This window comes from Pseudomonas sp. PDM27 (assembly GCF_019219205.1).
In the GTDB taxonomy this organism is placed as follows: Bacteria; Pseudomonadota; Gammaproteobacteria; order Pseudomonadales; family Pseudomonadaceae; genus Aquipseudomonas; species Aquipseudomonas laurylsulfatiphila.
On record NZ_JAHUWF010000012.1, the window covers coordinates 54,908 to 73,567 of the forward strand.

General features: G+C 59.8%; 16 protein-coding genes and 1 tRNA gene. 11 read left to right on the top strand and 6 right to left on the bottom strand.

Annotation, left to right across the window (positions count from 1 at the left end; genetic code table 11):
* Nucleotides 1-5 precede the first annotated feature (5 nt).
* Together KW838_RS22670 and KW838_RS22675 are read right to left on the bottom strand one after the other, a co-directional pair.
* Nucleotides 6-515, bottom strand: a complete 510-nt coding sequence (locus KW838_RS22670; protein ID WP_102700142.1) for a hypothetical protein — start codon at nt 513-515, stop codon at nt 6-8.
* Nucleotides 516-795: 280 nt separating this feature from the next.
* A tRNA-Arg gene (locus tag KW838_RS22675) sits at nt 796-872 on the bottom strand.
* A 348-nt stretch (nt 873-1,220) separates the two neighbouring features.
* Here KW838_RS22675 and gabD point away from each other — a divergent pair.
* From gabD to KW838_RS22690, 3 genes are all read left to right on the top strand, one after another.
* A complete protein-coding gene (gabD, locus tag KW838_RS22680; protein ID WP_218503656.1) occupies nt 1,221-2,663 on the top strand; it encodes an NADP-dependent succinate-semialdehyde dehydrogenase in 1,443 nt (480 codons plus the stop codon).
* Between the two features lie 186 nt (nt 2,664-2,849).
* Entirely contained in the window at nt 2,850-4,127 is a 1,278-nt protein-coding gene (gabT, locus tag KW838_RS22685; protein ID WP_007975624.1) for a 4-aminobutyrate--2-oxoglutarate transaminase, read from the top strand.
* A gap of 137 nt (nt 4,128-4,264) precedes the next feature.
* Entirely contained in the window at nt 4,265-5,479 is a 1,215-nt protein-coding gene (locus tag KW838_RS22690) for a response regulator (protein ID WP_218503657.1), read from the top strand.
* A 125-nt stretch (nt 5,480-5,604) separates the two neighbouring features.
* Here KW838_RS22690 and KW838_RS22695 read toward each other — a convergent pair whose 3' ends face one another.
* Both KW838_RS22695 and desA read right to left on the bottom strand, forming a co-directional pair.
* Nucleotides 5,605-6,594, bottom strand: a complete 990-nt coding sequence (locus KW838_RS22695; protein WP_218503658.1) for a sensor domain-containing diguanylate cyclase — start codon at nt 6,592-6,594, stop codon at nt 5,605-5,607.
* A 254-nt stretch (nt 6,595-6,848) separates the two neighbouring features.
* On the bottom strand, nt 6,849-8,033 hold the full coding sequence (gene desA / locus KW838_RS22700) for a delta-9 fatty acid desaturase DesA (RefSeq protein WP_095964474.1): 1,185 nt from the start codon (nt 8,031-8,033) through the stop codon (nt 6,849-6,851).
* A 147-nt stretch (nt 8,034-8,180) separates the two neighbouring features.
* On the opposite strand from desA, the gene dibA reads away from it, so the two are divergent.
* The 6 genes from dibA to KW838_RS22730 all read left to right on the top strand — a co-directional run bounded on the left by dibA (nt 8,181) and on the right by KW838_RS22730 (nt 14,583).
* Nucleotides 8,181-10,094, top strand: coding sequence for a phosphodiesterase DibA (dibA, locus tag KW838_RS22705; protein WP_218503659.1), 1,914 nt, complete (start codon nt 8,181-8,183; stop codon nt 10,092-10,094).
* A gap of 303 nt (nt 10,095-10,397) precedes the next feature.
* Complete coding sequence (oscA, locus tag KW838_RS22710) at nt 10,398-10,580, top strand: sulfur starvation response protein OscA (RefSeq protein WP_007975618.1); 183 nt, start codon at nt 10,398-10,400, stop codon at nt 10,578-10,580.
* A 114-nt stretch (nt 10,581-10,694) separates the two neighbouring features.
* Entirely contained in the window at nt 10,695-11,708 is a 1,014-nt protein-coding gene (locus tag KW838_RS22715) for a sulfate ABC transporter substrate-binding protein (RefSeq protein ID WP_102701901.1), read from the top strand.
* 181 nt (nt 11,709-11,889) lie between these two features.
* Nucleotides 11,890-12,708, top strand: coding sequence for a sulfate ABC transporter permease subunit CysT (gene cysT / locus KW838_RS22720; protein ID WP_007972956.1), 819 nt, complete (start codon nt 11,890-11,892; stop codon nt 12,706-12,708).
* Between the two features lie 12 nt (nt 12,709-12,720).
* Complete coding sequence (gene cysW, locus KW838_RS22725) at nt 12,721-13,590, top strand: sulfate ABC transporter permease subunit CysW (RefSeq protein WP_007972954.1); 870 nt, start codon at nt 12,721-12,723, stop codon at nt 13,588-13,590.
* Between the two features lie 3 nt (nt 13,591-13,593).
* On the top strand, nt 13,594-14,583 hold the full coding sequence (locus KW838_RS22730; protein ID WP_015092978.1) for a sulfate/molybdate ABC transporter ATP-binding protein: 990 nt from the start codon (nt 13,594-13,596) through the stop codon (nt 14,581-14,583).
* A gap of 107 nt (nt 14,584-14,690) precedes the next feature.
* Here the strand turns inward: KW838_RS22730 and KW838_RS22735 are convergent, their stop codons facing one another.
* The gene (locus KW838_RS22735; protein WP_218503660.1) at nt 14,691-15,215 is read right to left on the bottom strand and encodes a DUF962 domain-containing protein; all 525 of its coding nucleotides are present in this window, start codon (nt 15,213-15,215) and stop codon (nt 14,691-14,693) included.
* Nucleotides 15,216-15,298: 83 nt separating this feature from the next.
* Between KW838_RS22735 and KW838_RS22740 the strand changes: the two genes are divergently transcribed.
* The gene (locus KW838_RS22740; protein ID WP_102701898.1) at nt 15,299-15,985 is read left to right on the top strand and encodes a Crp/Fnr family transcriptional regulator; all 687 of its coding nucleotides are present in this window, start codon (nt 15,299-15,301) and stop codon (nt 15,983-15,985) included.
* A 208-nt stretch (nt 15,986-16,193) separates the two neighbouring features.
* Here the strand turns inward: KW838_RS22740 and KW838_RS22745 are convergent, their stop codons facing one another.
* On the bottom strand, nt 16,194-17,198 hold the full coding sequence (locus KW838_RS22745; protein WP_102701897.1) for an AraC family transcriptional regulator: 1,005 nt from the start codon (nt 17,196-17,198) through the stop codon (nt 16,194-16,196).
* A 100-nt stretch (nt 17,199-17,298) separates the two neighbouring features.
* Between KW838_RS22745 and KW838_RS22750 the strand changes: the two genes are divergently transcribed.
* Entirely contained in the window at nt 17,299-18,372 is a 1,074-nt protein-coding gene (locus KW838_RS22750) for a fatty acid desaturase (protein WP_218503661.1), read from the top strand.
* Nucleotides 18,373-18,660: the final 288 nt, after the last annotated feature.

Sequence of the window (18,660 nt, forward strand, 5' to 3'; positions counted from 1 at the left end):
ACCCCTTAGCTCTTCTTGGGTTCTGGACAGGTCGCATTCGGCTGAATGCGTGTTTCGTTGGAGACCGTCATCACCATCAGGGAGATTTCGCCAACCTTGAACTCACAAGGGCGACCCACCTGGGCAGACGTGTAGATCTTGCCGCTTTCGGAATAACCGATCAGCACACCCGGTACCAGGGTGGTGTCATTGACCAGCGAGCCTGCCATGGCGCCTGCAGCGCCACCGGCTACACCGCCGACGATGGCCGTGTCAGTGTTCTTCGTGTTGCCCAGTGCGGCACCACCGATCAGACCCAGTACCCCACCCGCCATCATCGCGGCTTTTTTGTTCTTCTCGTTGCTGACTTTTATCTTGCTCGGCGAAATCGTCAGGATTTTTACGGTTTTAGCTTCCTGCTGGCTGTTTACCTGACTGGCGTCGAATACATCTGCTTGATACTCCTCACCGGACGTTTGGCAGCCAGCAAGAACAGCAGCGATCGAAAGCACCAGGCAGCGTTTTAACATCATCATTTCCAATATCTCTATGAGCGTAAGAAATCCCGAGCGGGACAATCCATTGTGATTTGAGGCAATGTGCCACCATTCTAATCAAACTGAAGAAGGTAAGGCCAAGAAAACTTTGGAGCGAGGGAGGATCGGGGGGTACCAGCCAGGAGCCGGGCAGCGCGTTATTAAGCGCAACGTTCGGGGGGGAGTTTTTCTAGAAGGGTGACTGCATCCATGACGGCGAACACACGCCCACAAAAAAGCCCCAGGCCCATAAGGCCTGAGGCTTTCTCGTTACAACGTATGGTGCACCAGGCGGGATTCGAACCCACGACCCCTGCCTTCGGAGGGCAGTACTCTATCCAGCTGAGCTACTGGTGCAGCGGGCGCCATGATACTCATATGCACTGCGGGCGTCCATGCTGCTGAATCGCCTGCGTTTTTTTAAAGCTGTAACGCGCGTTTGCTACGTTGATCAGAAAATACAGGCAAAAGCGTCGTTTTCGTTCTTTTTTTCGAACAGCCTATTGTCCTTTACCCCCTTTGATCCTAGGATTCGTTTGAGATTTCAAACGCTCTTGTCTGGGTGCTGAACCGCACGATTTGAATCAGTGCGCTATTTATGTGCTTCAGCCCGGTGAATGATTTCCCTGACGGCAGCCTATCGAGGCGCCTTTCTACAATCATAATTTGCTCCGCGCGTGCGCGGTGCTGTTAAGGAAAGCCGACATGCAGCTTAAAGACACCCAGTTGTTCCGCCAGCAAGCCTTTATCGATGGCGCGTGGGTTGATGCGGACAATGGTCAGACGATCAAGGTCAACAACCCGGCAACGGGCGAAATTCTGGGCACCGTGCCGAAAATGGGCGCTGCCGAAACCCGCCGTGCGATCGAAGCCGCTGACAAAGCGCTGCCGGCCTGGCGTGCACTGACCGCCAAAGAGCGTGCAGGCAAACTGCGTCGCTGGTACGAGCTGATCATCGAGAACCAGGACGACCTGGCTCGCCTGATGACCCTGGAACAGGGCAAGCCATTGGCCGAAGCCAAGGGCGAAATCGTTTACGCCGCTTCCTTCATCGAGTGGTTCGCCGAAGAAGCCAAGCGCATCTACGGTGACGTGATTCCGGGCCACCAGCCAGACAAGCGCCTGATCGTGATCAAGCAGCCAATCGGCGTGACCGCTGCAATCACCCCGTGGAACTTCCCGGCTGCCATGATCACCCGTAAAGCCGGCCCGGCCCTGGCCGCCGGTTGCACCATGGTGCTCAAGCCTGCTTCGCAAACCCCGTTCTCCGCTTTCGCCCTGGCCGAACTGGCCCAGCGTGCCGGCATCCCGGCTGGCGTGTTCAGCGTTGTTTCCGGCAGCGCCGGCGACATCGGCAGCGAACTGACCAGCAACCCGATCGTACGCAAGCTGTCCTTCACCGGTTCGACCGAAATCGGTCGTCAACTGATGTCGGAATGCGCCAAGGACATCAAGAAAGTGTCCCTGGAACTGGGCGGCAACGCGCCGTTCATCGTGTTCGACGACGCGGACCTGGATAAGGCCGTCGAAGGCGCGATCATTTCCAAGTACCGCAACAACGGTCAGACCTGCGTCTGCGCCAACCGCCTGTACATTCAGGATTCGGTCTACGACGCGTTCGCCGAGAAGCTGAAAGTGGCTGTGGCCAAGCTCAAGATCGGTAACGGTCTGGAAGACGGCACCACCACTGGCCCGCTGATCGACGAAAAAGCCGTGGCCAAGGTGCAAGAGCACATTGCTGACGCTGTTTCCAAAGGCGCTACCGTGCTGTCCGGCGGCAAGTCGATGGAAGGCAACTTCTTCGAGCCGACCATCCTGACCAACGTGCCGAACAACGCTGCCGTGGCCAAGGAAGAAACCTTCGGTCCATTGGCTCCACTGTTCCGTTTCAAAGACGAAGCCGATGTGATCGCGATGTCCAACGACACCGAGTTCGGTCTGGCCTCGTACTTCTATGCTCGCGACCTGGGCCGGGTGTTCCGTGTGGCTGAAGCCCTGGAGTACGGCATGGTCGGCGTCAACACCGGGTTGATCTCCAACGAAGTCGCGCCATTCGGTGGCATCAAGGCTTCGGGCCTGGGCCGTGAAGGCTCCAAGTACGGCATCGAAGATTACCTGGAAATCAAATACCTCTGCCTGGGCATCTAAGCCGGGAAGAGCATTGCTTCAAGCGCAAAGGGCACGAGAGCGCTGTCCCTTTGCGCCGCTTCAAACCGGAATTTTCTCTGTGGTCGGGAAAGCTGTGGCAGTCGATCATCGCATGCTGCCTTAGTTACCTCCCCACCGCTTAATCCTTGAACCACGCCGACCGATGAGCGGCGAATGAGGAATGTAATGAGCAAGACTAACGCTTCTTTGATGGCCCGCCGTACCAATGCAGTTCCACGTGGTGTTGGCCAGATTCACCCGATCTTCGCCGAGTCCGCGAAGAACGCGACCGTGACCGACGTTGAAGGTCGTGAGTTCATCGACTTCGCCGGCGGTATCGCCGTGCTGAACACCGGCCACGTGCACCCGAAAATCATCGCGGCCGTGACCGAGCAGCTGAACAAGCTGACCCACACTTGCTTCCAGGTGCTGGCCTACGAGCCGTACGTAGAAGTGTGCGAAAAAATCAACGCCAAGGTGCCAGGCGATTTCGCCAAGAAAACCCTGCTGGTGACCACCGGTTCCGAAGCCGTGGAAAACTCGATCAAGATCGCCCGTGCCGCCACTGGCCGTGCCGGCGTGATCGCCTTCACCGGCGCTTATCACGGTCGCACCATGATGACCCTGGGCCTGACCGGTAAAGTCGTGCCTTACTCGGCCGGCATGGGCCTGATGCCAGGCGGCATCTTCCGCGCGCTGTACCCGAACGAACTGCACGGCGTGAGCATCGACGATTCGATCGCTTCCATCGAACGCATCTTCAAGAACGACGCCGAGCCGAAAGACATCGCTGCGATCATCATCGAGCCGGTGCAGGGCGAAGGTGGTTTCTACGTCGCTCCGAAAGAATTCATGAAGCGTCTGCGTGCCCTGTGCGACCAGCACGGCATCCTGCTGATCGCTGACGAAGTACAGACTGGCGCTGGCCGTACCGGTACTTTCTTCGCCATGGAACAGATGGGCGTTGCTGCCGACCTGACCACCTTCGCCAAATCCATTGCTGGCGGCTTCCCGCTGGCCGGTGTGTGCGGCAAGGCCGAATACATGGACGCCATCGCTCCAGGCGGCCTGGGCGGCACCTACGCCGGTAGCCCGATCGCTTGCGCCGCGGCCCTGGCCGTGATGGAAGTGTTCGAAGAAGAGCACCTGCTGGATCGTTGCAAGGCCGTTGGCGAGCGTCTGGTCACCGGTCTGAAGGCTATCCAGGCCAAGTACCCGGTGATCGGCGAAGTCCGTGCCCTGGGTGCAATGATCGCTGTCGAGCTGTTCGAAAACGGCGACAGCCACAAGCCGAACGCTGCCGCTGTGGCGTCCGTTGTGGCCAAGGCTCGCGACAAGGGCCTGATCCTGCTGTCCTGCGGCACCTACGGCAACGTTCTGCGCGTCCTGGTACCGCTGACCTCGCCGGACGAGCAACTGGACAAAGGCCTGGCGATCATCGAAGAGTGCTTCGCCGAGCTGTGATCACCTAATGTGACCTGATCGACAAAAAAACCCGCTTCGGCGGGTTTTTTCATGCCTCTGGAAACACATCCCGCGGATTAACGTTGTATCGAATGGCCTGCATTGGCTAAGGTTCCTGCATTGCCAGGGAGAGCTGTATGACAACTGTCATTTTACCCGCGGTTCCGAGAGTACTGATTGCCGAGGCCGACCCCTGGTCCCGGGATCTGCTCAAGGAAGTGTTGTTGAACGTACGCTGCGATGCGCGGCTGGATTTGTGCGCCGATGGCCAGCAAGCGCTGGAGCTATTGGCTGCCAACCCCTATGACCTGGTCATCGCCGATTGGGAGTTGCCGGGTGTCGATGGCCTGAATGTCCTGCGCAACATCCGCCAGCGCAAACGCAACCCGCCGCTGCCCTTCATCCTCATGAGCAGTCGCAACGACAGTGCCAGCGTGCGCGAGGCCTTGCCGCTGGCGCCGGCCGCGTACCTGACCAAGCCCCTGAACATGGAAAGCCTGACCCATCGGTTGCAGGGGTTGCTGCTGCACGCTGGGGAAGAAGTCTCGTGCGAAGTGCCGGCGCTGGCGCCGGGCATGACGTTGTCGGTGTTTCTGGAGCGTCGACGGGAGTTGGCCGACGGCGCGCCGCTGATGACCGACGTGCAAGTGGCGGTCAAACGCAGCCTCAATCCCAATGGCCTCGACCTGACGGTGCTGGAAGACGAAATCCGCACCGATCCGCAGGTCACGGCGGTGCTGATTGCCGCTGCCAACAGCGCGGCCCAGCACCATGGCGCGGGCGTGCAAACCCTGTCCCAGGCGCTGCATCGCCTGGGCACCGGACAGAGCATGAACCTGATTCTCGGCCTGGCGCTCAAGCGCAGTGCCCGGCTCAGCGATCCGCAATTGGCCGACTATGCCGAGCGCTACTGGGATCTGTCACTGCACACTGCCGAGTACGCACGAACCCTGGCGCGCTTGCTCGATCTGGATCAGGAGCGTTGCTATTGCGCCGGCATGTTGCATCGTCTCGGCGATCTGGCGTTGCTGCGCTGCCTGCAGGAATGGCAACAGGCTGGCGGCGAACTGGACGAGTTGGAAGAAGTGGGTGAAGCGCTGGTTGAATATGGCGCGGCCTATGGCTCGGCCCTGCGTACACGCTGGCGCCTGCCGCTGGAGTTGCGGGAGCTGATTGCGGCGGCCTACCAGCTCGGTGGCGGGGTTTATTCCCGCGAAGCGCTGGTGATGAACATGGCGGCGCAAATGGCGCGCCTGACCGAGCATGAGGGCATCGAGGAGTTGGCGAAGAGCCGGACGGCGCGGTTGCTCAAGATCGGCTTGCCGGAGTTGATGCGCCTTCGCAAGAAGTAGGTTTCACGCAATTCCCTGTGGGAGCGGGCTTGCTCGCGAAAGGGGTGTGTCAGCCAGCATCGACATCGACTGACACTCCGCATTCGCGAGCAAGCCCGCTCCCACATTGGTTTTGTGGTGGCCTGTCAGGCCGTAACAATCCTGTTCTTGCCCTCGCGCTTGGCCCGGTACATCGCGGCATCCGCCCGGGAAAACAGGTCCTCCACGGTTTCGTCCGAGGCGCTCAGGCTGGTCAGGCCCTGGCTGACAGTGATGCCGAACGTCCGGCCTTCATGGTTGAAACCCAACTGCTGAATCTGCCGATGCAGGCGTTCAGCCACTTGCAGGGCCATTTGTGGCGTGCACCCGGGAAACACCGCAGCAAATTCCTCACCGCCAATGCGCCCGAACAGGTCGCGACGGCGCAACGCGGCGCGACCGCTTTCGGCAATGCGTTGCAGCACGTTGTCGCCTTCCTGGTGACCGTAGGTGTCGTTGATCGTCTTGAAGTCATCAATATCCAGCATCAGAAACGACAGCGGCTCGCCCTGTTGCCGGGCGTGTGCGAACTCGCGGTGAGCGCATTCGAAGAAATGATGGCGATTGCTGCTCTGGGTCAGCGCGTCGGTGGTGGCCAGGCGATGCAGTTCGGTTTCCATCTGCTTCTTGTGGGTGATGTCTTCGGCAAAGCCGACGATGATCACCGGTTGCCCCGGCTCGGCCTGGCGATTGATGAAGCACTTGTCGCTGAGCCAGCGCACCTGGCCGTCGGCGGCAATGATTCGATACTCGCGGTCTTCGACGGCGCCTTTGTCCAGCACTTCGGCCAGGCTGCGTTCGGCGTAGTCGAGGTCGTCAGGGTGAATGCTGTCGCGCCATTGATTGCTGTCGGCCAGCAGCTGATCGGCTGAACGGCCAAAAATCCGCTCATAGGCCGGGCTGACGTAAAGCACCCGGCGGGTTTCCCAATCGAAGGCCCACAGCACCGCGTTGACGCTTGCCAGCAAGGTATTGAGCAACTGCTCCCGTTCGGTCAGGCGTGCGACTTCGCCTTGGGCGTGCATCAGCGCCATCAGGGTCTGCGCGGCCTCGGGGCAATGTGACGAAGATGAGTCTTGCAGGTTCTTTTGGGCCATCGACACAAATCTCAAAGGGCATGCGGTCAACACCAAGCCCGCCGGGGATGGCGAAGTGTCTTTGAGATAGGGCTTTTTAGATGAAGTTCCCGCCTTTTGTGGCGAGGGAGCTTGCTCCCGCTGGGCGGTACTGGCGACGTTTTTTTGCGGCCACAAATCAATGTGGGAGCGGGCTTGCTCGCGAATGCGGTGTGTCAGTCACCTTTTATGTCGACTGACACACCGCATTCGCGAGCAAGCCCGCTCCCACAGGTTTAGACAGCGGCAGGGCGCAGGGAGTAGGTTTTCAACTGATCGGCGAAGTCGCGCAGGGATTGAATCCCGCTGGCTTCTGCTTCGTGCACCCAGTCCTTAATGGCCGCCAGCATGTCGTGGCCATTTGAGCTGGTCTTGACCCAGATCTGCTGCAGGGCCAGGCGCTTCTCGTAGATTACCTTCAGTGCCTGACTGTGCTCGAGCATGTTCTGGATGCGTACATGGTGTTTGTCATCCAGCAGGCTGGTCTCTCGCGAAAGCAGGCGTTTGGCCCGGTGAAACTGGTGACGGACAGAGTGATCGACCTTTTCCAGCTCTTGCTTGACCAGCGGGCCGATCACCAATTTGCGGTACTGGGCCATGATCTGGAAGCGGTTGTTGAGGATCGCCATGGCGGTGTCCATGTCCAGGTTGCCCTTGCCTTCGACGCGATGGGCAATCGGCGCAACCCGTTGAACCTTGGCCAGGCGCAGGAAGCTGAAGACTTTGATCCATGCCCAGCCCAGGTCGAATTCCCACTTCTTCACCGACAGTTTTGCCGAATTAGGGTAGGTGTGATGGTTGTTATGCAGTTCTTCGCCGCCAATCAGGATGCCCCAAGGCACCAGGTTGGTGGCCGCATCGCGGCATTCGAAGTTGCGGTAGCCGATGGCATGGCCCAGGCCATTGACCACGCCGGCGGCCCACACCGGGATCCACATCATCTGGATGGCCCAGATGGTGATGCCGATGGTGCCGAACAGCAGCAGGTCGATAACGGCCATGATCGCCACGCCCAACAGCGGGAAGCGGCTGTAGAGGTTGCGCTCGATCCAGTCTTCGGGGCAGTTCTTGCCGTAGATGCGCAGCGTCTCGGGGTTTTCCGCTTCGGCGCGGTACAGCTCGGCGCCTTTGCGCAGCACCGTGGACAGCCCCTTGATGACCGGGCTGTGCGGGTCATCGACGGTTTCGCATTTGGCGTGATGCTTGCGGTGGATGGCCGTCCACTCGCGGGTGTTCTGCGCCGTGGTCAGCCACAGCCAGAAACGGAAGAAATGCTTGAGGCCCCCATTCAGCTCCAGGGAGCGATGGGCCGAGTAACGATGCAGATAGACCGTGACGGCGATGATCGTGACGTGGGTCATCAGCAGGGTGACTGCCACCAGTGACCAGGCCGACAAGCCAAGTAAACCTTCGTACCACATAGGCTGTAGGGCCCTCGATAAAGAAAAAAACAGCCGTTGCATTATCACTAAGCCCACACAGAAAACCAGTCGCCCTTTCAGATAAGAGTGGCTGGATGTGTCTTTAAACTATAATTCCAACCTTTTTGTATGGACATGGATCGCCGGATGCCTGCCACCTATCGCGATGCCTTGCGTGCAGCGCTGCTTTATCTGTTGCTTTCCGTCGTTTGGCTGCTAGTCAGTGGCTATTTATTGAACAGTTTATTCGATAGCTCCGCCGAGCGACTGCGATGGCAACTGATCAACGGTTACGTTTGGGTGCTATTCAGCGCCGGACTGATCCTCATTGCCCGGGCGCGGCTTCTGCGGGGTATCGACGCCAAACTGCGTGAGCGCGATGCCGACCGCATGCGCTTGCGACAGGCGGCGGCAGTGTTCGACTGCACGCGCGAAGGGGTGCTGGTCACCAATCGGGAAGGCGCGATCGTCCATGTGAACCGGGCCTTTATGGAGATCACCGGTTATGCCCTTGAGGAGGTGCTGGGGCAGCGGCCCAATATGTTCAAGTCGGGGCGCCATCCAGCGCAATTCTATCAAGCGATGTTCGCCACGCTTGCAAGCGCCGGGGAGTGGAGCGGGGAAATCTGGAACCGACGCAAAAGCGGCGAGATTTACCCGCAATGGCAGACAATCCGCCTGATTCATGATGACGACGGCCAGCCGAGCCAGTATGTGGCGGTGTTTTCCGATATCAGCGCAATCAAGAACTCCGAACACGAGTTGATGCACCTGGCGCACCACGACCCGCTGACCGACCTGCCGAACCGTCTGCTGTTCACCGACCGCGCCGAACAGGCCCTGGCCTCGGCACAGGTGCACAAGCGTGGTTGCGCGCTGCTGATGATCGATCTCGATCACTTCAAGATGATCAACGACAGCCTTGGGCATACCATCGGCGATCAGTTGCTCAAGGCGGTGGCCGGGCGCCTGGCCGCCATGTTCGGCCCGGGCATCACGCTGGCGCGCTTGGGTGGGGATGAGTTCGCGGTACTCGCCGAAAGCTGTCCGCAACTGGTTCAGGCCGCTGCGTTGGCCCAGCGGATTATCGATGGCCTCAAAGAGCCGTTCCTCATAGATGGGCACCAGTTGTTCATCAACACCAGCATCGGCATCAGCCTGTTCCCCAGCGATGCCTTGAGCGTCGAGCAACTGCTGCGTAATGCCGACTCTGCGCTGTTCAAGGCCAAAAGCACGGGGCGCAATGACTATGCCCTGTACACCGAAGAGCTGACGGCCCACGTGCAGCAACGGGTCGAGATCGCTTTCGAATTGCGCCGCGCCCTGGACCAGCAGGAACTGCAGGTTTATTACCAGCCGGTTCACGACCTGAAGACCAGCCGCCTGATGGGCGTCGAGGCGCTGGTGCGTTGGCAGCACCCGCAGAGGGGGCTAGTGTCACCGGCGGAATTCATTCCAGTCGCCGAACGAACCGGTCTGATCGCCGAAATCGATGCCTGGGTCATGGCACAGGCGTGCCGGCAGATGTGTCAGTGGCAGCAGGACGGGGTGGTGCTGTCGTTTGTGGCGGTCAACGTTTCATCGCGCCTGTTCGCCCGTCGCGAGCTGTATCAGCAGGTGGCGCAGGTACTGCGCGAAACCGGGCTGGAACCGGACTGTCTGGAACTGGAAGTGACCGAAAGCGCGGTGATGGACGATCCGGAAGTCGCGCTGGAACAGATGCACCGCCTGCGCGAGTTGGGTGTGCGCCTGGCCATCGACGACTTCGGCACGGGTTACTCATCGCTGTTGCGGCTCAAGCGCCTGCCGGTGCAAAAACTGAAAATCGACCAGGGCTTCGTCGCCGGATTGCCGTGGGACGAGGATGATGCGGCGATCTCGCGGGTGATCATCGCTCTGGCCCAAAGCATGGGCATGCAGGTTCATGCCGAAGGGATCGAGCAGGTCGAACAGGCGGCTTTCCTCCTCGAGCAGGGCTGTGATCTGGGGCAGGGCTACTGGTTTGGGCGGCCGGTGCCGGCGGTGCGGCTGGATTGGACATGTGCGCCGGTGATCGGATAGGTGCCCAGTTCAGTTGATGCCCAAACCCTGTGGGAGCGAGCTTGCTCGCGATAGCGGAATATCAGCCGACATTTCTGGCGACTGACACTCCCTCATCGCGAGCAAGCTCGCTCCCACAGGTTTTTGGTGCGCTTGAAAGAGGGTGATTCGCCTCAAGCCCTTGTCCCTTCAATTAATGTTTTCTGGTTATATAAACATTCTTAAATAGTCTTTTTAAGAATATCCAGACCTCACTAGTATTGCTCCCAAGCCGCAAGCAGTGCCGACACTGCGAGGCAATCTCTCAGTTGAAGGAGCAGCAATATGAGCGCATCCCTGCGTAGCGTCGACGGTCAAGACGAAGCCACCATCCTGCGTGAAATCCAGAGCGCCCTGCGCGACCTGCGGTTTGGTGCCGTGGAAATCACTGTGCACAACGCGCAGGTGGTGCAGATCGAACGCAAAGAAAAATTCCGTTTGCAGCAGCCAGGCAACAAGCCGGGCTGAAGTGGATCGCAGCCCCCTGTAGGAGCTGCCGAAGGCTGCGATCTTTGAACCGGCAACGCGATTCCAGAAGTCCATAAAAAAGCCAACAAACCAAGAATTCCAGGAGCTTTCACCATGTCGTCGATTCGTCATTTCGCTTTGGCCGCCCTGGCCAGCGCCCTTTTTGCCGGTTCCGCAGTTGCCAAGGACTACGAGCTGCTCAACGTGTCGTACGACCCGACCCGCGAGCTGTACCAGGACTACAACGCCGAATTCGTGAAGTTCTGGCAAAAGGAACATGCCGGCGACACCGTGAAAATCCAGCAATCCCATGGTGGCTCGGGCAAGCAAGGCCGGGCGGTGATCGATGGCCTGCGCGCCGACGTGGTGACCCTGGCCCTGGCCGGTGACATCGACGAAATCGCCAAGCTCGGCAAGACCCTGCCGGCTGACTGGCAAAAGCGCCTGCCGGATGCAAGCACGCCTTACACCTCGACCATCGTGTTCCTGGTGCGCAAGGGCAACCCTAAAGGCATCAAGGACTGGGGTGACCTGGTCAAGAATGACGTTTCGGTGATCACGCCGAACCCGAAAACCTCCGGCGGTGCGCGCTGGAACTTCCTCGCGGCCTGGGCCTATGGCCTCAAAGCCAATGGCGGCGACGAAGCCAAGGCCAAGGAATACGTGCAAACCCTGTTCAAGCACGTGCCCGTGCTGGACACCGGCGCCCGTGGCTCGACCATTACCTTCGTCAACAACGGTCAGGGCGACGTGTTGCTGGCCTGGGAAAACGAAGCCTTCCTGGCCCTGAAAGAAGAGGGCGGCGCCGACAAGTTCGACATCGTCGTGCCTTCGCTGTCGATCCTCGCCGAGCCACCGGTGGCGGTGGTCGACAAGAATGCCGAGAAAAAGGGCAACGAGCAGATCGCCGAAGCCTACCTCAAGCACCTGTACAGCCCGGCCGGCCAGGAAATCGCGGCGAAGAATTTCTATCGCCCGCGTGACAAGGACGTGGCCGCCAAGTACGCCCAGCAGTTCCCGAAACTGGAACTGGTGAGCATCGACAAGGACTTCGGTGGCTGGAAAACCGCACAGCCGAAATTCTTCAATGACGGCGGGGTGTTCGACCAGATCTACCAGGCGCAGTAATCTTAAATTGCCACTACGAGCCCCAATGCAAGTCAGCTAAGGTGCTTAACATGTGGGAGCGGGCTTGCTCGCGAAGACGGTGTATCAGGCGGCATTAACGTTGACTGACACACTGCTTTCGCGAGCAAGCCCGCTCCCACATGAGTGGGTTTAGCAGATCGCTTTTTAACCAAGGACTTTTATGTCGCGTCGTATCTCCCCCGTCATACCCGGCTTCGGGCTGACGCTGGGCTACACCTTGGTGTACCTCAGCCTGATTGTGCTCATACCACTGGCGGCGATGTTCGTGCATGCCGCTCAACTCACCTGGGATCAGTTCTGGGCAATCATCTCGGCGCCACGGGTGCTGGCGGCGCTGAAGCTCAGCTTCGGCACTGCCCTGTGTGCGGCAATCATCAACGGCATCATCGGCACGCTGCTGGCTTGGGTATTAGTGCGCTATACCTTCCCTGGACGAAAAGTGATCGATGCAATGATCGACTTGCCGTTCGCATTGCCCACGGCGGTGGCCGGTATTGCGCTGACGGCGTTGTACACCCCTACCGGCCTGGTCGGTCAGTTTGCAGCGGATCTGGGTTTCAAGATCGCCTACACCCCCCTGGGCATCACCCTTGCCCTCACTTTTGTGACACTTCCATTCGTAGTACGTACCGTACAGCCAGTATTGGCGGACATTCCTCGTGAAGTCGAAGAAGCAGCGGCGTGCCTGGGGGCGAAGCCATTGCAGGTTTTCCGCCATATCCTGCTGCCGGCACTGCTTCCGGCATGGCTGACCGGTTTCGCGCTGGCCTTTGCCCGCGGGGTCGGCGAGTACGGTTCGGTGATTTTCATCGCCGGCAACATGCCGATGAAAACCGAGATTCTGCCGCTGCTGATCATGGTCAAACTCGACCAATACGATTACACCGGCGCTACCTCCATTGGTGTACTGATGCTGGTGGTTTCCTTCGTCCTGTTGCTGCTGATCAACTTGTTGCAGCGACGCATCGAAACCCCATAAGGAGGCGCACCCATGTCCCAATCGTCTATTGCTGCCGCTTCCTCGAACGCTGCCCGCCGTGGCAGCGCGACTTCGCGGCGAATCCTGATCGGCCTTGGCTGGCTGATTTTTGCGCTGTTCCTGCTGCTGCCGCTGTTCATCGTGGTGTCCCAGGGACTGAAGCTCGGCCTCGGTGCGTTCTTCACCGCGATCTTTGAGCCGGACGCGCTGTCGGCACTGAAACTCACGGTCATCGCCGTACTGATCTCCGTGCCGCTGAACCTGGTGTTCGGCGTCAGCGCCGCCTGGTGCGTGAGCAAGTACTCGTTCCGCGGCAAGAGCATGCTGGTAACGCTGATCGACCTGCCGTTTTCGGTGTCGCCGGTGATCGCCGGTCTGGTCTATGTGTTGATGTTCGGCGCCCAGGGCCTGTTTGGCCCATGGCTGCAGGACCACGACATCCAGATCGTCTTCGCCCTGCCGGGCATCGTGTTGGCGACGATTTTCGTCACCGTGCCGTTCGTGGCCCGTGAACTGATCCCGCTGATGCAGGAACAAGGCACTCAGGAAGAGGAAGCCGCGCGCCTGCTCGGCGCCAACGGCTGGCAGATGTTCTGGCACGTCACCGTACCCAACATCAAATGGGGCCTGATCTACGGCGTGGTGTTGTGCACTGCGCGGGCCATGGGGGAATTCGGTGCAGTATCGGTGGTTTCCGGGCACATTCGCGGGGTGACCAACACCCTGCCGCTGCACGTCGAGATCCTCTACAACGAATACAACCACGTGGCCGCGTTCGCCGTGGCGAGCCTGTTGCTGATCCTGGCGCTCTTCATCCTGCTGCTCAAGCAGTGGAGCGAAAACCGTATTAACCGCCTGCGCGCCAGCGCCGCGGAGGAATAATTCATGTCGATCGAAGTGCGTAACGTCAGCAAGAATTTCAACGCGTTCAAGGCGCTGGACAACATCAGCCTGGACATCCAGAGCGGCGAACTCGTCGCGTTGCTCGGCCCGTCGGGCTGCGGCAAGACCACGCTGCTACGGATCATTGCCGGCCTGGAAACCCCGGACAAGGGCAACATCGTGTTCCACGGTGAAGACGTTTCCGGCCACGACGTGCGTGATCGCAACGTCGGTTTCGTGTTCCAGCACTACGCCCTGTTCCGCCACATGACGGTGTTCGACAACGTCGCGTTCGGCCTGCGCATGAAGCCGAAAAACCAGCGCCCGAGCGAAAGCCAGATCGCAACCAAGGTTCACGAGCTGCTGAACATGGTGCAACTGGACTGGTTGTCGGATCGCTACCCGGAGCAACTCTCCGGTGGTCAGCGCCAGCGCATTGCCTTGGCCCGGGCGCTGGCGGTGGAGCCGAAAGTGCTGCTGCTCGACGAACCTTTCGGCGCTCTCGACGCCAAGGTTCGTAAGGAGCTGCGCCGCTGGCTGGCGCGTCTGCACGAAGACATCAACCTGACCTCGGTGTTCGTGACCCACGACCAGGAAGAAGCGATGGAAGTCGCCGACCGTATCGTGGTGATGAACAAGGGTGTGATCGAGCAGATCGGCTCACCGGGCGACGTCTACGAAAACCCGGCCAGTGACTTCGTCTATCACTTCCTTGGTGATTCGAACCGACTGCACCTGGGCGAAGACAACCACGTGCTGTTCCGCCCGCACGAAGTGTCGCTGTCGCGGCATGAACTGGAAGATCACCACGCGGCCGAAGTGCGCGATATTCGTCCGCTGGGCGCGACAACGCGGGTGACGCTGAAGGTCGAAGGGCAGAGCGATCTGATCGAGGCCGAAGTGGTCAAGGATCACGACAGCCTGATCGGGTTGGCGAAGGGTGAAACACTGTTCTTCAAGCCGAAGGTCTGGCAGAAGGTTGCCAACATCTAAAGCAAAAGCATCGCGAGCAAGCTCGCTCCCACAGGGATTTGGGTTGGCCACAGCTATTGTGTTCGACCCTGATCCACTGTGGGAGCGAGCTTGCTCGCGATTGCTATCTAGACAGCAGCACGCTTCGGATTGACCCGCACTTCACCCGCCCGCGCCTCAATCTGCTCTTTGAGCTCACGCCGCATCCCCAGCATGAACGCCACTTCAGCCACCACAAACAGCGGCCCGACAATCAACCCGGTCACGTCATCGACAAAGGCCGGTTTGCGCCCTTCATAGTGATGGCCGACAAACTGGATCGCCCAACCGATCACGAACATCGCCACGCCGCTGCCCAGCCAGACCAGCGTGCTTTGCTGTGCCAGCGCATGACCGGCCCACACGCACAGCCCGAGCAAGACGGTCATCAACACGCCCAGGCGCAATTCCAGGCGCAGGTAAAACCACGCCGATGCCAGCGACACGAGCACCGCCGGTGACAGCCACACGCCACCCAGCGACCACTCCGGCCGGGACAGCAACACCGCGACGGCGACCACGATCAGCGGAATACCGATAAAGTGCGATGCAATATTGCGCGGGTCACGGTGGTAGGCGGCGTATTGACTGAGGTGGTCGACGAGGCTTTTCATTGTTGTTCTCCTGTGGGGTGATTGATCATGCCCCGGGGCCACTTCCCGCTCTGTCAGCCAGGCGACAATCTCTAGGAGTTTTCATGGATATGCAGGTCTGGCGCCCACGCCTGATGAGCGGTCAGTGGTTCAGCCATTTGCCTGTTTCCCTACAGGATAGCCTGCTGTCGGCGGCCAGGCTGCGGCGCCTGTCGCCGGGCCAGCGGCTGTTCAAGCGCGGCGATCCGCCCTGTGGCCTGTACGCGGTGCTTGAAGGCGCGGTACGCGTCGGCGCCGTGAGCGAACAGGGCAAGGAAGCCTTGCTGAGCCTGGTGGAGCCGCCGCACTGGTTCGGCGAGATTTGCCTGTTCGATGGCCAGCCACGCACCCACGATGCCTACGGCGTGGGCCAGTGCACACTGCTGCATATTCCCCAGAACACCGTTCTGGCGTTGCTCGACGAGCATCCGCAGCACTGGCGGCAACTGGCATTGTTGATGAGCCAGAAACTGCGCATGACCTTCATCAACCTTGAACAATTGAGCCTGTTGCCAGCCCCGGCACGGCTGGCGCACCGCTTGCTGATGATCGCCGAAGGCTATGGCGAGACCGCCCCGCCGCGGCGCGTCCTGCAACTGCCCCAGGAGCAGCTTGCCGCCATGTTGTCGCTGTCGCGCCAGACCACCAACCAGATCCTCAAGGAGTTGCAGGGGCAGGGGGTTATCGGGCTGAGTTACGGCGAAATCGAAATTCTCGATGCCGAGCGGTTGCGGGAACTGGCGACAATCTGACGGTGAACACTGAATCATTGTGGGAGCGGGCTTGCTCGCGAAGGCGCCAGGTCAGGTATATCAATTTCAACTGACACACCGCTTTCGCGAGCAAGCCCGCTCCCACAGTGGACCTGTGTAAAATCACAAGGTTGTGGTCACCGAAAAACCTGTGGGAGCGGGCTTGCCCGCGATGGGGCCAGACCAGCCAACTCACCTTCCGGATCAATCAGCGCAACCCATCCCGAAACTGCCCCGGCGTCATCCCGGTCCAGCGCTTGAATGCGCGACTGAAGCTGCTGGTATCGGCAAACCCGAGCAGATAACTGATTTCGCTCAGCGACACCTGCGGGTCCCGCAGGTGCAGCAGCGCGAGGTTTTCGCGGCTTTCGTTGAGCAGCGTATCGAACCGGCAGCCCTCATCCGCCAGGTGCCGTTGCAGGCTGCGCAGGCTCAGGTGCAGGGCCTTGGCGATGTGTTCGGCGCTGGGTTCGCCTTCGGGCAGTTGTTCTTCAATGGCGTCGCGGACCTTGCGCTCCCACGTCAGCGGCTTGAGTTGCGCCAGGGTGCGCTTGAGCACGGTTTCGTTGTGTTCGGCCAGTTCCGGGTTCGCGTCATCCAGGTGGCTGTCGAAGTCGATGAGGGCGAACTCCAGCCGATCCTCGTCGGCGCCGAAGTGCACGGGCGAGCGAAAGACTTTATGCCATTGGTGCGCGTCTGCCGGCTCCGGGCGGCGCAGGTAGGTCGCCAGTGGTGCGTATTCACGGCCCAGGCGATTGCGGCAGGTGCGCACGTAAATCGCCATGAACGCATCGATGGCTTCGAAGGCCGGGGCCGGGTTGCCGGCAGGGATTTTCAGACGGAAATGGTAGCGATCCTCGGCGCGGGTCAGTTCCAGTTCGAGGGCATCGCTGACCACCTGGTGATAGCGCACGATGCGCTCGAACACTTCCCGCAGGCTGCCGCTGGCCACCAGTGCATACCCTAGCGCATGGAAGGTGGTCGGGCTGACGAAGCGCGAAACCCGTAAACCGATCGCCGGGTCACCGCTGGCCTGCACTGCCAGATTCCACAGGTGTGTGGTGCCCGACAGGGGATAACGCGCGTTCGGGTCGTCCATCAGTTGCGGGTCGAGCCCCGATTGCTGGCACAGGGCGGTGCTGTCAATGCCCAGGGCATCGAGCTGCTTGCGCAGGGCGCGGGTCCAGCTGGCGAGGGAGGTCGGTTCAGTCATGCTGATTGGCGCTTCCAGTCAACAGGTTGGCGTTCACGGCTACCGCATTGCGAGGTTCCGCAAGGCAGGATGCAACCATCAATAACCAGAGGATGGAAGCATGGACCGTACTTCTGCAAGCCCCCAACGACTGAATGCAGCCCAACGTTCAGCCCATATCCGTGAAGTGGTGCTGGCCAGAGGTGTCGAATTGCGTGAGAAATACCCGATTCTCAAGCATCAGGACGCCCTCGGCGCAGGCATTCTGACCTTCGCCATCGCCGGTATGGTCGGTTCGGCGGCGCTCTACATGAGCGGGTACATGGCCTGGTGGGCGTGCCTGTTGCTCAACGCTTTTTTCGCTTCGCTGACCCATGAGCTGGAACACGATCTGATCCACAGCATGTACTTCCGCAAGCAGAAGGTGCCGCACAACCTGATGATGGGATTGGTGTGGCTGGCGCGGCCGAGCACCATCAACCCCTGGATTCGCCGCCATTTGCACCTCAATCACCACAAGGTGTCGGGCTCTGAGACCGACACGGAAGAGCGCGCCATCACCAATGGCGAACCCTGGGGTTTTGCGCGGCTGTTGATGATCGGCGACAACATCATGTCCTCGGTCATCCGCATGCTGCGGGCCAAGACCTGGGCAATGAAGTTCAGCATCATCAAACGCACGCTGAAGGTCTACGCACCGCTGGCGTTGATGCATTGGGGCGCGTGGTACGTGTTTCTCGGTTTCCACGCAGCGAACGGTGTTGCGCACCTGATGGGCGCACCGATCGAGTGGTCGGCGACGACGTTGTCGGTGATGCAGGTGATCGACATCGCGGCTGTCGTGATCATCGGCCCGAACGTGTTGCGCACCTTCTGCCTGCACTTCATCAGCTCGAACATGCATTACTACGGTGACGTGGAGCCGGGCAACGTGATGCAGCAGTGCCAGGTGCTCAATGCCCCGTGGCTGTGGCCGCTGCAGGCGTTCTGCTTCAACTTCGGCAGCAGCCACGGGATCCATCACTTTGTGGTGAAGGAGCCGTTCTACATCCGCCAGTTGACCGTGCCGGTGGGGCACAAGGTGATGCGCGAGATGGGTGTGCGGTTCAATGATTTCGGTACGTTTGCGCGGGCTAACCGGTTTGAGCGCAGGGAAGAAGTGGCTGCGGAAAAGGTGCGTACGGCTCAAGTCTAGTCGTCGTTTGAAAGGGCCTCTTCGCGGGCAAGCCCGCTCCCACAGGTTTCTGCGATGAACGCAAAATTTGCGTTCGGCACAAATCACTGTGGGAGCGGGCTTGCTCGCGAAAGCGTTGTATCAGGCAGCATCAATCCGGCTGAAACGGCCATTCACTCAAGATCACCCCAGTCTCATCCACATACTTCTCGTACCTGGCTCGATGCTTATTAGAATTTTTTTAGCTTTAAAACACTAATTTCAGCGGCGGCGGTGGTGGAGCAAACGATTATTTTGAGTGATAAGAGG

Coding starts and splice junctions, on each gene's coding strand:
- KW838_RS22670 (WP_102700142.1), bottom strand. CDS start 515: ATGATGATGTTAAAACGCTGCCTGGTGCTTTCGATCGCTGCTGTTCTT.
- gabD (WP_218503656.1), top strand. CDS start 1,221: ATGCAGCTTAAAGACACCCAGTTGTTCCGCCAGCAAGCCTTTATCGAT.
- gabT (WP_007975624.1), top strand. CDS start 2,850: ATGAGCAAGACTAACGCTTCTTTGATGGCCCGCCGTACCAATGCAGTT.
- KW838_RS22690 (WP_218503657.1), top strand. CDS start 4,265: ATGACAACTGTCATTTTACCCGCGGTTCCGAGAGTACTGATTGCCGAG.
- KW838_RS22695 (WP_218503658.1), bottom strand. CDS start 6,594: ATGGCCCAAAAGAACCTGCAAGACTCATCTTCGTCACATTGCCCCGAG.
- desA (WP_095964474.1), bottom strand. CDS start 8,033: ATGTGGTACGAAGGTTTACTTGGCTTGTCGGCCTGGTCACTGGTGGCA.
- dibA (WP_218503659.1), top strand. CDS start 8,181: ATGCCTGCCACCTATCGCGATGCCTTGCGTGCAGCGCTGCTTTATCTG.
- oscA (WP_007975618.1), top strand. CDS start 10,398: ATGAGCGCATCCCTGCGTAGCGTCGACGGTCAAGACGAAGCCACCATC.
- KW838_RS22715 (WP_102701901.1), top strand. CDS start 10,695: ATGTCGTCGATTCGTCATTTCGCTTTGGCCGCCCTGGCCAGCGCCCTT.
- cysT (WP_007972956.1), top strand. CDS start 11,890: ATGTCGCGTCGTATCTCCCCCGTCATACCCGGCTTCGGGCTGACGCTG.
- cysW (WP_007972954.1), top strand. CDS start 12,721: ATGTCCCAATCGTCTATTGCTGCCGCTTCCTCGAACGCTGCCCGCCGT.
- KW838_RS22730 (WP_015092978.1), top strand. CDS start 13,594: ATGTCGATCGAAGTGCGTAACGTCAGCAAGAATTTCAACGCGTTCAAG.
- KW838_RS22735 (WP_218503660.1), bottom strand. CDS start 15,215: ATGAAAAGCCTCGTCGACCACCTCAGTCAATACGCCGCCTACCACCGT.
- KW838_RS22740 (WP_102701898.1), top strand. CDS start 15,299: ATGGATATGCAGGTCTGGCGCCCACGCCTGATGAGCGGTCAGTGGTTC.
- KW838_RS22745 (WP_102701897.1), bottom strand. CDS start 17,198: ATGACTGAACCGACCTCCCTCGCCAGCTGGACCCGCGCCCTGCGCAAG.
- KW838_RS22750 (WP_218503661.1), top strand. CDS start 17,299: ATGGACCGTACTTCTGCAAGCCCCCAACGACTGAATGCAGCCCAACGT.